At 49.7% G+C, this 14,730-nt stretch carries 13 protein-coding genes; 3 read left to right on the top strand and 10 right to left on the bottom strand.

Annotation, left to right across the window (positions count from 1 at the left end; genetic code table 11):
• Window positions 1-104 precede the first annotated feature (104 nt).
• Both GJR95_RS34425 and GJR95_RS34420 read right to left on the bottom strand, forming a co-directional pair.
• Window positions 105-2,753 carry an MGH1-like glycoside hydrolase domain-containing protein gene (locus GJR95_RS34425; protein WP_162390166.1) on the bottom strand — a complete coding sequence of 883 codons (2,649 nt, stop codon included), beginning with the start codon at window positions 2,751-2,753 and terminating at the stop codon, window positions 105-107.
• Between the two features lie 308 nt (window positions 2,754-3,061).
• Window positions 3,062-3,877, bottom strand: coding sequence for an SDR family oxidoreductase (locus tag GJR95_RS34420; protein WP_162390165.1), 816 nt, complete (start codon window positions 3,875-3,877; stop codon window positions 3,062-3,064).
• 65 nt (window positions 3,878-3,942) lie between these two features.
• On the opposite strand from GJR95_RS34420, the gene GJR95_RS34415 reads away from it, so the two are divergent.
• Entirely contained in the window at window positions 3,943-4,179 is a 237-nt protein-coding gene (locus tag GJR95_RS34415) for a hypothetical protein (RefSeq protein WP_162390164.1), read from the top strand.
• Window positions 4,176-4,493: an HNH endonuclease gene (locus GJR95_RS34410; RefSeq protein ID WP_198424767.1), complete on the top strand. Its 318-nt coding sequence runs from the start codon at window positions 4,176-4,178 to the stop codon at window positions 4,491-4,493. The genes GJR95_RS34415 and GJR95_RS34410 overlap by 4 nt, the downstream gene beginning before the upstream one ends.
• A gap of 89 nt (window positions 4,494-4,582) precedes the next feature.
• On the opposite strand, the gene GJR95_RS34405 is transcribed toward GJR95_RS34410, so the two are convergent.
• The 6 genes from GJR95_RS34405 to GJR95_RS34380 form a co-directional block, all read right to left on the bottom strand.
• Window positions 4,583-6,229, bottom strand: a complete 1,647-nt coding sequence (locus tag GJR95_RS34405) for an SMP-30/gluconolactonase/LRE family protein (RefSeq protein WP_162390163.1) — start codon at window positions 6,227-6,229, stop codon at window positions 4,583-4,585.
• 2 nt (window positions 6,230-6,231) lie between these two features.
• On the bottom strand, window positions 6,232-6,708 hold the full coding sequence (locus GJR95_RS34400; RefSeq protein ID WP_162390162.1) for a GlcG/HbpS family heme-binding protein: 477 nt from the start codon (window positions 6,706-6,708) through the stop codon (window positions 6,232-6,234).
• Between the two features lie 238 nt (window positions 6,709-6,946).
• Window positions 6,947-7,495 (bottom strand): YHS domain-containing (seleno)protein, encoded by a 549-nt coding sequence (locus tag GJR95_RS34395; protein WP_162390161.1) that lies wholly within the window; start codon window positions 7,493-7,495, stop codon window positions 6,947-6,949.
• Between the two features lie 57 nt (window positions 7,496-7,552).
• Window positions 7,553-8,590: a VOC family protein gene (locus GJR95_RS34390; protein WP_232540959.1), complete on the bottom strand. Its 1,038-nt coding sequence runs from the start codon at window positions 8,588-8,590 to the stop codon at window positions 7,553-7,555.
• Window positions 8,587-8,976 (bottom strand): hypothetical protein, encoded by a 390-nt coding sequence (locus GJR95_RS34385; RefSeq protein ID WP_162390160.1) that lies wholly within the window; start codon window positions 8,974-8,976, stop codon window positions 8,587-8,589. The genes GJR95_RS34390 and GJR95_RS34385 overlap by 4 nt, the downstream gene beginning before the upstream one ends.
• Before the next feature lie 61 nt (window positions 8,977-9,037).
• A complete protein-coding gene (locus GJR95_RS34380; protein WP_162390159.1) occupies window positions 9,038-10,594 on the bottom strand; it encodes a GMC oxidoreductase in 1,557 nt (518 codons plus the stop codon).
• A gap of 391 nt (window positions 10,595-10,985) precedes the next feature.
• Here GJR95_RS34380 and GJR95_RS34375 point away from each other — a divergent pair, with 391 nt between their 5' ends.
• Window positions 10,986-12,728 carry a serine hydrolase gene (locus tag GJR95_RS34375; RefSeq protein WP_162390158.1) on the top strand — a complete coding sequence of 581 codons (1,743 nt, stop codon included), beginning with the start codon at window positions 10,986-10,988 and terminating at the stop codon, window positions 12,726-12,728.
• Window positions 12,729-12,916: 188 nt separating this feature from the next.
• Here the strand turns inward: GJR95_RS34375 and GJR95_RS34370 are convergent, their stop codons facing one another.
• Window positions 12,917-13,669: a glucose 1-dehydrogenase gene (locus tag GJR95_RS34370; RefSeq protein WP_162390157.1), complete on the bottom strand. Its 753-nt coding sequence runs from the start codon at window positions 13,667-13,669 to the stop codon at window positions 12,917-12,919.
• A gap of 87 nt (window positions 13,670-13,756) precedes the next feature.
• Window positions 13,757-14,344, bottom strand: coding sequence for a Crp/Fnr family transcriptional regulator (locus GJR95_RS34365; protein ID WP_162390156.1), 588 nt, complete (start codon window positions 14,342-14,344; stop codon window positions 13,757-13,759).
• Between the last annotated feature and the right edge of the window lie 386 nt (window positions 14,345-14,730).

Below are 14,730 nucleotides of genomic sequence, written 5' to 3'. Positions count from 1 at the left end.
CTTCTTGTGGTGCCTGTTTAGCATGATAGCGTGGTGTCGGTTTTTTGTGATGTCAGTTTCTCAAAACTGACATCACGAACCACCGAACCAGAAAACTGGCGTTCTTAGCCAATCAGATCGGCGACTACGCCGGTCCAGCCCGTTTGGTGGCTGGCACCCACGCCTTGGGAATTGTCGCCGTGAAAATATTCGTAGAACAAGACGAGATCTTTGAAGTGCGGGTCAGTGGCATACCGGTTTTCCTTGCCGTTGACCGGCCGATGGCCGTTGGTATCGGGTTGAAAAATGCCCGTTAGCCGCTGAGCCAGCATAGAAGCCGCTTCGCCAAGTGCTACCCGGTGGCCAGAGCCTGTCGGAAACTCAACCCGTACCTGATCGCCGTAGTAGCTATGATACGTTCGGAGGGCGCAAATGAGCAGGTAATTCATCGGCATCCAGATCGGTCCTCTCCAGTTGGAGTTGCCGCCAAAAAGCCCGCTCGACGATTCGCCGGGTTCGTAGCGCAGACCAAATTCCTGTCCGTCGATATGCACTGAGTAGCCATTTTCGTGGATTTTTGAGATAGACCGAATACCACCCGGTGCCAGAAACTCTCGTTCGTCGAGCATGGCATGAAGCAATCGCTCTAACCGCTCCGGCGGAATCAATGTCAACAGCAGATCTTCGTTTTCGGCAATGTCATCGACAACCACATGCATCTTGCCCTGCTTCTGATACTGCTGAAACCAGCGCATCCGTTTGGTGAAATCAGGCAGTTTGGTAAAGATACTTTTCGGAATTTTCAGGACGGCAAACATGGTAGAAAGGCCCACTAATGATCTGATCTTCAGTGGAATATAGTGATCGCCGGGCAGTTCCAGAATATCGTAAAAGAACCCCTCATTCTCATCCCAGGAGCCATCCCAGTCTTCGCCCATGCGGTTGAGCGATTCGGCAATGTAAACGAAATGCTCAAAAAACTTGGTTGCGACGTCCTCGTATGTGACATCGGTTTTGGCGATTTCGAGTGCCATTTCCAGCATATTCAGGCAATACATCGCCATCCAGCTTGTACCATCGGCCTGTTCGAGCCGACCCCCACCGGGAATCTGATTGCTGCGGTCAAATACACCAATGTTGTCTAAACCCAGAAATCCACCTTCGAATACGTTGTTGCCTTTTGCGTCTTTGCGGTTCACCCACCACGTAAAATTGAGCAGCAGTTTCTGAAATACCCGTTTCAGAAAATCTACGTCGCCCACGCCCGTCCGTTCGGCATCTAGCTTGTAAACCGCCAGGCACGACCAGGCATGAACGGGTGGGTTTACATCACCAAAAGCCCATTCGTAAGCGGGCAGCTGCCCGTTTGGATGCATGTACCACTCGCGCAAAAACAGAATCAGTTGATTTTTAGCAAATTGAGGATCTATTCGGGCCAATGGTACGCAATGAAAAGCCAGATCCCAGGCCGCATACCAAGGATACTCCCATTTGTCGGGCATTGAAATGATGTCCTCATTATTGAGCGTCCGCCATTGATGATTACGACCGTTTTTGCGTTCGGTAGCCGGAGCAGGCTGGCCGGGGTCGCCGTTGAGCCACTGTGGTATATCAATATGATAAAACTGCTTTGACCAGAGCATTCCTGCAAAGGCCTGTCGCTGAATCTGTTTCGTTTCGGCATCGGCTTTCTGTGCCTGAATGGCGGCATAAAACTGGTCGGCTTCTGCAATACGTCTGGCGAAAAGTTCGTCAAATTCAGCCCCCAGAGGTTGACTGTTCGTGGCTTGTGTCAGCCGTAGTTTTATCGTAATGGATTCGCCGGCAGGTATGATAACCTGATAAAGGGGGGCCACTTTTGATCCTTCAACTCGTTGCGTTACTCCGTCGATAGCGCCACCAATGATGGCCTGGTGAAAAGCATCTTTGGTAAACGGATGTGCATTTGGAACGCCAAACAAACGGTCTGTATTGGTCTCATTTTCAGTAAACAGCACTTTGTCGGTCTGCTCAAAATACAGCGTATAGTCGCCCTGTTCAGGATGCTCAGTGGTCACACTACCAGAGCCTTCTCCGTCTGGACCTCGCCGGATGCGTGGCTTTCTGTCGAGCTGCCCAAATGACCAGCCATTCCGAAACCAGAGCGTTGGCAACAGATGCAATGGAGCTGCTTCAGAACCTCGATTATAGGCAGTAATCCGAATCAGGATATCATGGTCAGCGGCTTTAGCATACTCCGTGAATATGTCGAAATACCGACTTTCGTCAAAAATGCCGGTGTCCAACAGCTCATATTCAGGTTGATTGCGGTCGCGGTAACGATTCGTCTCAACAAGATCAGCATAGGGGAAAGCCCGTTGCGGATACTTGTAGAGGTGTTTCATATAGGAATGTGTCGGCGTACTGTCCAGGTAATAGTACAGTTCCTTCACGTCTTCGCCATGATTGCCTTCATTGCCCGTTAGCCCGAAGAGCCGCTCTTTCAGGATCGGGTCATGACCATTCCAGAACGCCAGTGCAAAACATAGCCGTTGTTTGTCGTCCGAAATACCGGCAATCCCATCTTCACCCCAGCGATAAGCCCGCGAACGGGAATGATCGTGTGTAAAATACTCCCAGGCGTTTCCATGGGTGCTGTAATCTTCGCGGACGGTTCCCCACTGCCGTTCCGACAGATAAGGACCCCAATGCAGCCAGTCGTATTGACCAGTATATTGCTCCTGCAACCGAAGCTGTTCGGCTGATTGACGTGTTTGCTTTTTTTGCGGTTTCATTAGAAAAGGTTTGGTGTTTGTAGAGATGCCTGCCTGCGTCTCATGACCAGATGGTTTATACTTTGGTACAGTCAGCTGATTCAGTGGTGTCGGGTTCTCAAACCCGACGAGAGAGGTTTCTTAAAACCTTGTTCATATCATGCTTACGAGGTTTTAAGAATCGCCATGGCGAACCGTCTTCTCTGTGTCGGGTTTGAGAACCCGACACCACTGAATCAGTGAAACGGCTTTCTGTTAGGCGGGGGCATTGGCTATATTTTGCGTCAGCCAACCCCTGCAGCGGACGGGTGTAAACAGAAATTATTTTATTACCCATTATCTTCAAAACCAGGATACAGCGTCATGCCACCATCGACAACGAGGGTATGGCCGTGAATGTAATCGGCTTCGTCGGAGCAAAGCCAGGCAACGGTCGAGCCAATGTCGGAAGTTTCGCCGATTCGTTTGTAGGGAATGAGCCGCATGAGACTCGACAGGGCTTGTGGTGTTTCCCAGGCTCCCCGGTTGATGGGTGTTCGAATAGCGCCAGGAGCTACACTGTTGACCCGAATTTTGTAGCCACCCAACTCCTGCGCAATGGATTTCATAAGCAGCATCACCCCACCTTTGGAGGCTGCATAGTTCGAATGGCCTGCCCAGGGAATAATTTCGTGGACTGAACTCATACAGATAATTTTGCCGATAGACTGCGAAACGTCCGGGCGTGTACCACGACGCAGGAACTCACGGGCGGCTTCGCGGGCGCATAAAAATTGACCAGTCAGGTTCACATCCAGCACAAACTGCCAGTCTTTGAGCGTCATGTCGATAAATTTTGCATCCTTCTGCAAGCCTGCATTCGCCACCAGAATATCGACCGTACCGAAGGCATCAACCGCATCGGCAAACATCCGCTGTACCTGATCTTCTTTACTCACGTCAGCCTGTGCGAGCAGTGCCTGACCACCGTTTTCCTGAATCAGGCTGGCAGCTTCTTCTGCCCCGGCTGGGTTGCCAATGTAGTTGATCACAACGCTGGCTCCTTCACTGGCTAACGCAATGGCAGTCGCTTTACCAATGCCCGAGCTGGCACCGGTGACAATGGCTGTCTGGCCAACTAATCGTTGATTTGGTTTCTGAAACATGAGAGATATTACCTTGAAAAGTGACTGTTTTTTGTAGTTTTGATACAACCCCAACCGACCTGGTTATGAGTGTTACTGAAGCCTTCGGCGACGTGGCTATCCAAATGGCCCAGATGGCTCCCGACAAAATCGTTACGCTAAAAGCATCGCCCCATCTATCTGCCCGGCTCGAAACCCTGGTTGATCGAAAAAAAGATGGAATTATCACAAGCGAAGAGAGCGTTGAACTGGAGCAGTTTTTGACGCTGGATTTATTTATCAGTTTAACTAAAGCCCGCGCCCGGCTCTTGTTAACGAAATGAGACAGGCAATACCCGCTAAGGTTCGGGAATTGGTGGCTAATCGTGCAGAGCATCGATGTGAATACTGTCGGTTTCATGAGGACGATTTGTTTTTCTCGTTCGAGGTTGACCATATTGTTAGTATCAAACACGGGGGCGGTAATGAACCTGAAAATCTAGCGTTCTCCTGTCCGCACTGTAACAATCATAAAGGGTCTGACCTGACGACGATTCTTGACGATTACAACGACATTGTTCGCCTGTTTAATCCGAGGATCCATGAGTGGGCTTCTCATTTTCAGACTGTTGACGGAGAGATTATTTCCCTAACTTGAATCGGACAGGCTACAATTAAAATACTTCGCTTCAACCAGGCTGATCTTGTGATTTTACGCCAATTGCTGACACAGGCCGGACGATATCCTTAATAATCCATTGGCTTCGCTAGTTTTCCTCCGTTGAGCGTTCTGATTTTGTATAAGCCAGTATGGGCCGTGAGGTAGAGCGTTTTGCCGTCGTCTCCCCAGGCCATGTTGGCCGGGCGTTCGGGGCCGATGATTTTGCCGAGATACTTCCCTTCGGGCGAAATGATCCAGACACCACCCGGTGCTGAAGCAAAAATGTACCCCTTCGTATCGACTTTGATGCCGTCTAAAGCCTCGTCATCGTCGGTGTTGTTCATGTCGAAGAAAACCTTGCCATTTGTTAGTGTGCCATCGGGTTTTACCTCAAAGCGCCAGAGCGTTTTGGTATTGTGAATGTCCCGAATGTCCCAGTTGGAGACGTAGAGGTATTTTTCGTCGGGCGAAAATGCAATCCCGTTTGGACCACCTAAATTGGTCGTCAATAAATCGGTTTTGCCGTTTCGGATGCGGTATACACCCGAATGAGGTTGCTCTTTACGTGAATCGGCAAAGGCATTTGGCAGACCATAGGGCGGGTCGGTGAAATACACATCACCATTACTTTTTACGGTCAGATCGTTGGGGCTATTCAGTTTTTTACTGTCGTAACCATCCGATAAAATGGTCATTGGCCCTTTGATTTCGTCGCGGATTATCCGCCGATTCCCGTGCTGACACACAATCAAATGGCCAGCGGGGTCAATGGCCAGTCCGTTGGAACCTGGCTGGTGGTACTCGCCGATGTCGAAACCAGTATAGCCCGTTTTAGTCATGTACACCGTTATGTTACCCATTGCCGGGTCGTGCTTGTAGATGACGTTGGCGTTTGGATCGCTGAAGAGCAGATAGCCGTCAGGGTGCCATACCGGCCCTTCGGTAAATTGAAACCCATCAGCTACTTTCTGAATCCGGGTGCTGGGGTCCATCACCTGTTTCAATTCATCCTGTACCATTGTTAACAGGCCGAGGTTCTTCCACTCTGCTGGTATCGGCTTTTCAGCATAAAAATCGAGGGTTGCACTCCGAATCCAGACGTAGTTGTTGGGCAAATCGGCGATAGGGCCGTTCGTTACCAGCACGGCCAATTCGATCGTTTCGCCGGGTTTGGCACTATCCGTGAGCCATACGCGCTGTCGGGCGTTATAGCCATTGATAACACCATTGGCCCTGGCCCCAAACGATTTTCGGAGCGTGCCATTTACCCAGACCTCGCTGTAATCGTCGGCTACAAGTTCAAACAGAACCCGCGAACCCGTTACGGGAACTGTTCCAACTGTTGCGGGAATCGTTATAGTTGTTCGATACCAGACGTGGCTCAGTAACCCATTCCCACGCCGGGTTTCCAGATCAGTTGCGGCTACGGCTGACCATTGCGCCTGTTGAAAGGCCGGAGTTCCACAGCGTGGCTCAAGTGTATATGTACTGACTGGTTTACCCGTTGGATAGAGGAGGAGTTTATCGGTCGTCGACGGGCCGGGTGCATTGAAAGAGGCTGGTTTAATTTGAGCGTCCAGACTTTGCCAGTTCGCGTTTACCAGTTGACTTCCTGCTTCTGTTCGCAAATCGACTACCGTTATGGGATTGCCCCAGGCTAATTCCCGAATTTCCTGCGCCCGCACCGAAACCAGTGTCAGGATCAATACGGCAAACGAAAGAAAAGGCTTCATAGTTAGTCGAGTTTAACCGCTATACCAACTTTCGCTACGTCGGTGTCCTGATCGGCACTTTTGGTGCCGCTAACCCCAATTGCTCCAATAACCTCCCCTTTGTAAACGATAAGCAAGCCACCCTGCAACATCACCGGGCCAACGGTCGTGAGAGCTACCCGTCCGCTGTTGATGTTGTCTTCAAAAGCTTTGGTGTCTTTCTTAAACAAAGCCGCCGTACGTGCCTTCTCATACGAGACTTCGGCGGCCTGCGCAAACGTGTTGTCCATTCGTTCGAGGTAGAGCAGATGCCCGCCCGCATCTACAATGGCGATACTGCCTCCTGGCGCTGCGTTATCGACGGCATATTTGATCGATGCAGCCGCAATTTTCTTGCAGCTTTCCTGGGTCAGAACGTAGGTAGTTTTGACTTGAGCTTGTGTCCTATGCTGGACCAGCAAACCGAAAAACGTGAACAGGACTAGTCGAAATAAATTCATGACAGGGAGTTTTATGAATGATGGTTATTAGTCAGCTTGAGTGATGTGTTGAGTGGTGTCAGTTTCTCAAAACTGACACGGAGAGGACGGTTCGCCGATGCGACAGTTCGCCGTGGCGATTTGAGGACCATGTAGTGCTTTCGCGCGGTATGCTTACGGTGTCAGTTTTAAGAAACTGACACCACTCGATTTAGGTAGCTGTCAGCAATCTATGGTGCTGACAGTATCCGGAATTTGCTTATTTGACGGGCCCCTCAAACGATGTTTTTGAGAGTGACTCCTGCGTTTCATCACCATGAAGAATATCGTATTTGGCATCCTTCTGGCTGACAGTCGGCCATTTTTCCTGAGCTTGTTTCAGGTGTTTCGAAGGCTTGGCAAGCCAGAGCTTGCGGGCTTTAGCATTGTGGTTCACGACCAAATGGCCGTCGGTAATGCCATGCGTCCAGACCTGAATCGGGCGGAGATTCCCCTCCGATACGGCTATGGCGCAGAAGCCACCATATAGGGGAGCATATTTGGCGGGGGCAGCATCGAATGTGGCTTTGTTTGCCGCCGTAGCGAACCAGTAGTTGGCTCCTTCAAAGCTGGATGCAAATTCTGATTTGCCTTTGATGGTCGAATCAGGCATCGTAAACATCGCTACACAGTCATAACCTTGCAGGGCACAGCCGTTGGCGTCGAGGTTCTGGAGGTACTTTCCGTCTACTTTAGCCGGAAACTGAGCAAATAAAGGGGCAGATACCAATAGGCCCAGGGCGAGAACAAGAAATGATTTCGTTTTCATCGTGAATGGTTTTTATTGATTGTACAGAAATTGAGCATTGAGTAAAGTGGAACCGGTTTATTCGCAAAGCAGCAGTACATGACCATCGGGGTCGCGAACCAATAGCCCACGTCGAGCCGGAATGCCCGGATAAGAAATCGGAACAATGCCCGGCGAAATCATAGAATATTTTTTCTGCTGAATAATCCGAAATACGGTATCTAACTGACTGATCAACAAGGTTGTATGCCAATGCCAGAGGTCATTTACGTGCGATGAAGCGGGGTATGGTCGCCCGCCCGGTGGGGTTAGGTAATCGAGCAGTTCGACACCCGGCCCGGCTCCGGCCGTAAGGCCCGTAATCAGCAAGTGCGCGCCAAATACCTGATTCAGGTGCTCCTGCTCCGGGCCGTAGTTTTCGCTGGAACCGCTGATTTTCAGTCCAAGAACATCCCTGTAAAACGCCAGTGATGAATCGGTATCGGCACTGCCAATAGCCGTGTGATCGATGCCTAGAAATAATCGATCAGCTTCCTGGCTACCGGTAGGCTGCCAGTTGGGTTTTCCTTTACCAGCCGGAAACGAAATGAGTTCAAGTACGTGTCCATCGGGATCGCGGAAGTAAAAAGCCTTTACTCCGGCAGCAGCCGAAATGTAGGCCGGGAGCGTTTGTGGAGACGATGATACATGGGCCACTTTATGCTGACGTAGCAGGCTATACGCTTTATCGATATCGCTTACTACTATGGCTACGTGCTGAAACCAACGGTCGTTGCTACGCGAATCGGCAGGGATTACGGCACCGGTTTCTGGTTTGCCAAAATCGAGCAGATCAAGGGTTTCATTGCCCAGGCGAAGTGTAGCAATACGGGCCGTCGCTCCGGCATTCTTCACGCCAAATAATTCACGTATTACCGCAATCGGTATGTCCTGAATACCAACCAGTTCAAATGGCAGGGTTTGGGTATAAAAAGGCAATACCCGGTCTAAATCAGATACTGTAACGGTAGGCCGTAACACTTCCTTTACAGTCTGGGCACTGCCAGGCAGCATTAGCAGTGAAAGAATGAAAGACTGAAAGAACAAGAGCACAATAGGTGTAAGGGTACGTTTCATAGCATGATCTTTTTGAGTTCAATCCGTTGATTAGGCAGCGTACACGGGAGGGCAAACAAACCCCGCCAATGCGGTCGAAGTGGAATGATCTGGCCTGAATTGCCATTGAGGCTATAAATCACTTGGCCGTAACCGTTCAGCAATTCGGCTTTCAGGAAGGGTAGTTGTAAGCGAATTTCGCGGGCGTTTTCATCGACACTAGCCAATGGTGACTCCTGGATGGGTGCGATTTCGTCGCTGAAAAGCCAGCGAACAGCGCGTTCCAGTTCGCGCCCCCAGAACCATTCGGCATGAGAGCCATCACAGTAAAAATCAAGATGAATTTTATGCTCGAAATAGCCATTGTCCAGTAGCGTATAGTAGAGTGCCAGCAAATCGGGTAGCATAGACTCCCCCGCGTAAACCTGTACTGTAATTCATGGCGCGTTGAGGTGCATCACCGTTCGATTACAGCACGTTTTTCAATAAATAGTCGCCTACCCGTAAGGCATTGGCTGCCGTTGTCAGCGACGGATTATAGGCACCCGACGAAGGGAAAAAGCTGGCATCAGCCACAAACAGATTGTCGAGTTCATGGGCTTTGCAGTTCACATCGAGCACCGAAGTCGCCGGATCGATACCGAAGCGGAGCGTGCCACATTGGTGAGAAACACCGCTGATTCCGAGGTCATAGCCCGACCAGTACACCGTTTTCAGAGCCGGGTCAATATCGCCTAGTTTCTCGAATAACTCTTTGAGTTTTAGCTTTAAGGCCTCAAAAGCCCCTACGTTGTTGCGTTCGCGGTGGTAGATGAGTTGAATGGCTCCATCGTGCGTGAGCGTTACTCGATTCTCATGATCAGGCAGATCTTCGGCAGTGAGCCAGAAATCAATACTGTGGGTCGATAGCCAATTGGCCTCTTTGTCGGGTAGGAAATCGGTAGCTAAACCAACCACCGTCGGTGGATCGTTTTTCCCCATTAATTGAATTTCACCCAGCGGATGCTGATGTTCGGGAGTCGATTCGTAATAATCACCGATGCAGAAATACTTCTGAAAAAACGAGGTGTTTAATTTGTCGGGCGTGTAGGCAATCAAACAGCCGTTGATATGGGCCATATAATTCCGTCCCACCAAGCCATTTTTATTTGCTAACCCATTGGGGTGCTGATCATTAGCCGATCGCAGGAGTAAAGTCGCCGAATTGATGGCCCCGGCCGCCAATACCACTACATTAGCCTGATAGGTTTCGGTCTGGCCGTTGCGTTGCACCTGTACTGCCGTAATGCGCTGGCCATCCTCATCGGTAATGAGTCGGGTAGCAACCGTATTTGTCAGCAGCATTACGTTAGGGTGTTGCAGAGCGGCCCGAACGCCGGTCACATGCGAGTCAGCTTTTGCTTCAGAAGGGTCGGGAAAACCATCAAAATTACCCAGCACCGTCGGCGCATCGGGTCGTTCGGGCTTGTCCTGGGCGAGCCGTACCGCCATCGGAATTGGGAAAGGCTTCAGGCCAGTCTGCCGAACGTTTTCGTACAATTCTTCAGCAAACGGCTCAGGCCTAATCGGCCCAAACGGAAACGGTTCGGCGGCAGGGGGCTCGGTGGGGTCACTGCCCCGCAGACCGTGAACACTAAACAGTTGTTCGGCCTGGTCGTAGTAAGGCGAAAAGTCAGCGTAGGTCAGCGGCCAGGCTGGCGAGATACCCGCCTGGTGTTGGGTCTGCCGAAAATCAGACTCCCGAAGCCGGAAACTGGCAGCACCGTACATCTTGCTATTACCGCCTACTACATAATGGGTGAACGGTTTAAAGGGTTGGTTATCTTTGTCGTACCAAACCTCATCGGTGCGGTAGCGGCCATTGACGACAACCTCCGTAACGTCCCAGTTTTCTTTTTCTTTCGGAATGAAATCGCCCCGTTCGAGAATCAGGATTCGCTTTCCCGACGGTGCTAAACGCTGGGCAATTGTACCACCACCAGAACCGGTGCCGATGATAATGATATCGTAGGTAAGTGTAGTCATGGTTAGAATTGGGAGGTTCTTTCTGTAATCGACCCAGTCTACTGTTCTTCAGCAGCCAGTCTACTTTATAGTGCCAACTACCATACCATTTAGCGAAGAAGGCAAAAAAATAGCCCCAGTTGCTCAGAAAGGCCGTTTTTCTATTTATACACAGCATACTGACCTGAAGGTAAATCCTGATATATCGGGAGTATATTGACATGTCAGGATAGAATACAGCATCTGAATAGTTTCTTTTTTAAGAATATCCTGATTAAGAGGGTGTTGTTGCCGTAAAACGTATGCAACTTCCGGACGTTGATACTGTCTTTTAAACGATCCTGCAACTGCATAAGCTGCTAACTTTATTACCCGTCTTTTTAGAATCACCTGAACGAACCCTATAACCACTATGTGTCGACGTTTTCAGCCCGCCCTCCTTCTTTCGTTTCTGCTCCTTATTACATATGCTCAGGCTGATGACCTGGACGATTTCATTCGGAATCAACTACAAAAACGGCACGTGCCTGGGTTATCACTGGCCATTATTCAGGATGGTAAAATCGTGAAGGCCAAATGCTATGGATACATCGACAAAACCGGTTCTACTCCACTCGCCACCACTACGTTATTTCAGGCAGGTTCTATCAGCAAATCGGTTGCTGCCGTCGGAGCACTCCGGCTCGTTGAACAAGGCAAGCTAGCGCTCGATGAGGATGTTAACACTAAATTGAGTACCTGGAAAGTACCCGAGAATGAATTCACGAAGGACAAGAAAGTAACGCTGAGGGGTTTGCTCAGCCACACCACAGGCTTAACCGTTCATGGATTCCCTGGCTACGAGGTAGGCAGTCCTGTGCCATCAATCGTACAGATTCTGGATGGTTCGCCCCCCGCCAATACGGCTCCCGTTCGGGTGAATTTTGTTCCCGGTACTCGCTGGCGTTACTCCGGTGGAGGGTATACGGTCATGCAACAACTCATGCTGGATGTGACGGGCAAATCGTTTCCTACTTACATGCAGGAGGCCGTACTGGAACCGCTGAATATGCAGGCAAGTACATACCAACAGCCGCTACCGGCTGATAAAGCGAGAGCCACGGCTAGAGGGCACTATGGCGATCGTAGTCTGGTTAAAGGCCACTGGCATATTTATCCCGAGATGGCCGCTGCGGGATTGTGGACAACTCCTTCCGATCTGGCGCGTTTTGCAATCAGTATTCAGAATGCTTTTGCCGGTAAGGCTGGTGCATTGTTGACACAACAAATGACAAAGCAAATGCTTACCGATCAAAAGGATAATGACGGGCTGGGTGTTTTCCTGCAAGGTGAAGGGCATACAATGCGTTTTGGACATAACGGTCGGGACGAAGGCTTCGACGCCCTGATGACAGCCACTGTTGAAACGGGGCAAGGAGTGGCCATTATGATCAATGCCAATGACAACTCTCAGATGCTCGGCAGAATCGTGGACGCGATCGCCAAAGAATATAAGTGGCCGGGTTATGCGGCCAAGACACCAGCCACACGCACAGTCGTACCCGTCAATCCTAAAGAACTAACCGCTTTTGAAGGGCGCTATGAATTGGCTAACAATCGAATGATTACCTTCCTGGCAGAAAATGGTCGGTTATTTACGCTGGTCGATGGTTTTGCGGATGAAGAATTTGTGCCCGAAACACCCACCCACTTTGCGTCGACAGATCGGGAGGTTTCTATAACATTCAATCCTGATGCAAAAGGTGAGGTGAGCGAATTAATCTGGAAGAATGGCAAAGAAGAACGTAAAATCCCTCGTATTGGTCCGCTTTTTCGGTTAACAAAGGCGATACCAGACCCAGACCCAACTCGTACCCGGCAAATCGAGACAGCTCTAAAGGCTATGTCGCAAGGGGGTAAAGCAGTTGAGGAAACGCCTGGAATCACGCCCGGAGCCCGGCGGGATTTTTCCGGAGGCAGCCGTGAACTAGCAGGACTAAAATCTATTTCGTTTATCAATACAATGGATGTCAAAGGGCATGGTATCGAGCGACATGATAGCCCGGTAGGTCAGATACTGGGTTATAAAGTGGTGACCGATAAAGACCCTCATTATGTAATCGTCCACTTGACTGCGGATGGATTGGTAACCGATTACGACGTAGTAGACAACTAATTGTTCTATCTTGTCAATGATGAATTGGGTCGTAAAACCTTCTTTTGAACATATTCAGAATAAAAAAGCAATGGCCGGGAATGACCCGGCCATTGCTTTTTTATTCTACCTGCGTCATAGCGCCATCAGCGGTAAGTCGGCACCTTCTTCGACAAATTTTTTCGCCGTGACTCCAAGCCAAAGTCCTATTAAAGATCTCTTAATCCACCATCCAGTAAAAGCTCCGCGCCGAGCATGAATGAAGACTCGTCGGAGGCCAGATAAACCGCACCGGCCGCAATCTCATCGGAAGTGCCGATCCGTTTAACGGGCGTAAAGTTGCCCATAGCCTCCATCATCGCTTTGGCCTCGTCGGCATTGCTGGTAACGCTATGGAAAACCGGGGTGTCTATCGGGCCCGGCGTTAACGTATTGACCCGGATTTTGCGATCGAGCAGTTCTGCCGAAAAGCTGCGGGCCAAGGAACGTACCGCAGCTTTGGTTGCCGAGTAGGCTGCGTGATTGGGAATTCCTTTACCATTTACGGTCGATGATACCAGAATAACCGAAGCGCCATCTTTTAAAACCGGCAACGCTTTCTGAACCGAGAAGAAAGCCCCTTTGAAGTTGATGTCGCTGACGGTATCAAACTGTTCTTCGGTAAAATCGGCCAGTGGAGCAAGGACATAAACACCCGCATTCACCACCAGCGTATCGACTTTGCCAAATCGTTCGTCAACGGTCTGGTAAACGCGGTTTAGATCATCCAGATTCGAAACGTCTCCCCGGACGCCCAATCCATTCGGTCCGATTTTCTGAAGTGCTTTATCAATAGAGGCCTGATTGCGTCCTGTGATGGCTACGTTAGCCCCTTCCCGGGCAAAGCGTTTTGCGATGCTCAACCCGATTCCACTGCTCCCTCCGGTGACAATGGCTACTTTGTTTTTTAATTTTCCTGACATTTTCCTGCGTGTTAATTACACTGCAAAATTGCCGGGTAAGGAAGGCTGAAAACGATGAAGTAGCTTAAGAAAAATGGGTGAAGTAGTTCACTTTTTATGCGCTTTATCGTTTCTGATTTTCGATAGAAACTCTCTGGTCATGTTCAGGTAGGAAGCGATCACATACTGGGGCAGGCGCTGAACGGCTTTAGGAAAGGTTTCTATAAATTCGGTGTACCGCTGTTCGGCATTCTGCGTCAGGTTGGAAACGATCCGGCGGGCTAAATAGGCCGCTGATTTTTCGGCCATCATCCGGAATAGGGTTTCCAGCTCGTGACTATAGGCTTTCAGGTCCTGTTCATCCTGGAAATCAACCTGCAAAATGATGCTATCTTCCAGAGCAACAACAAACTGGGTTGCCGGTGTCTGATAGATGTAGCTGTTGTAGTCGGTAATCCACCAGTCATCGATCGCAAACTGGATGGTATGCTCAATCCCTTTTTCGTCAATCGCATACGAACGAAAAGATCCTTTCAGCACATACGAACGATACCTGGCTACAAAGTCTGGCTGGATAATAAATTGTCTTTTCTTGACCCTGACCACCTTGAACGCTTTGAGCAGTCGATCCAGATTATCAGGCGACAGGCTTACTTTTCTGCTTACATTCTCAAGAAATGGGGCCAGGTCTTCCATGGTTTACACCTTTTTAGTACAAATGAAACAGTAATTGTCTTTTTGAATTAATCGGGTTTTGGATTTATTATCCAGACTTGATAAAACCTGGCGTATTGATTTTCGGAATACCCTGAAAATTAGCTTATTGTTGATCTGTGAATTAGCCGATGTTGTGTTGTGATGTGTTGTCAGTTTCTTAAAACTGACACAGGGAGGACGGTTCGCCGATGCGACGGTTCGCCGTGGCGATTTTCAAAACCTCGTTGTTCGTTCCGGATGCAGTTTCTTAAACCACAAGGGTCAGGTTGAAGATCCCGACTCCACGCTTCTCCGCGCTAACCAGGAACAGGCACAAATGGATAATTCATTAATTTCATGATATATCGTGAATGTTCGGATATGTC

Origin of the sequence: Spirosoma endbachense (assembly GCF_010233585.1) — a bacterium.
In the GTDB taxonomy this organism is placed as follows: Bacteria; Bacteroidota; Bacteroidia; order Cytophagales; family Spirosomataceae; genus Spirosoma; species Spirosoma endbachense.
Note: the sequence above shows the minus strand (reverse complement) of the source record. Positions and strands in the feature narration are given on the sequence as shown.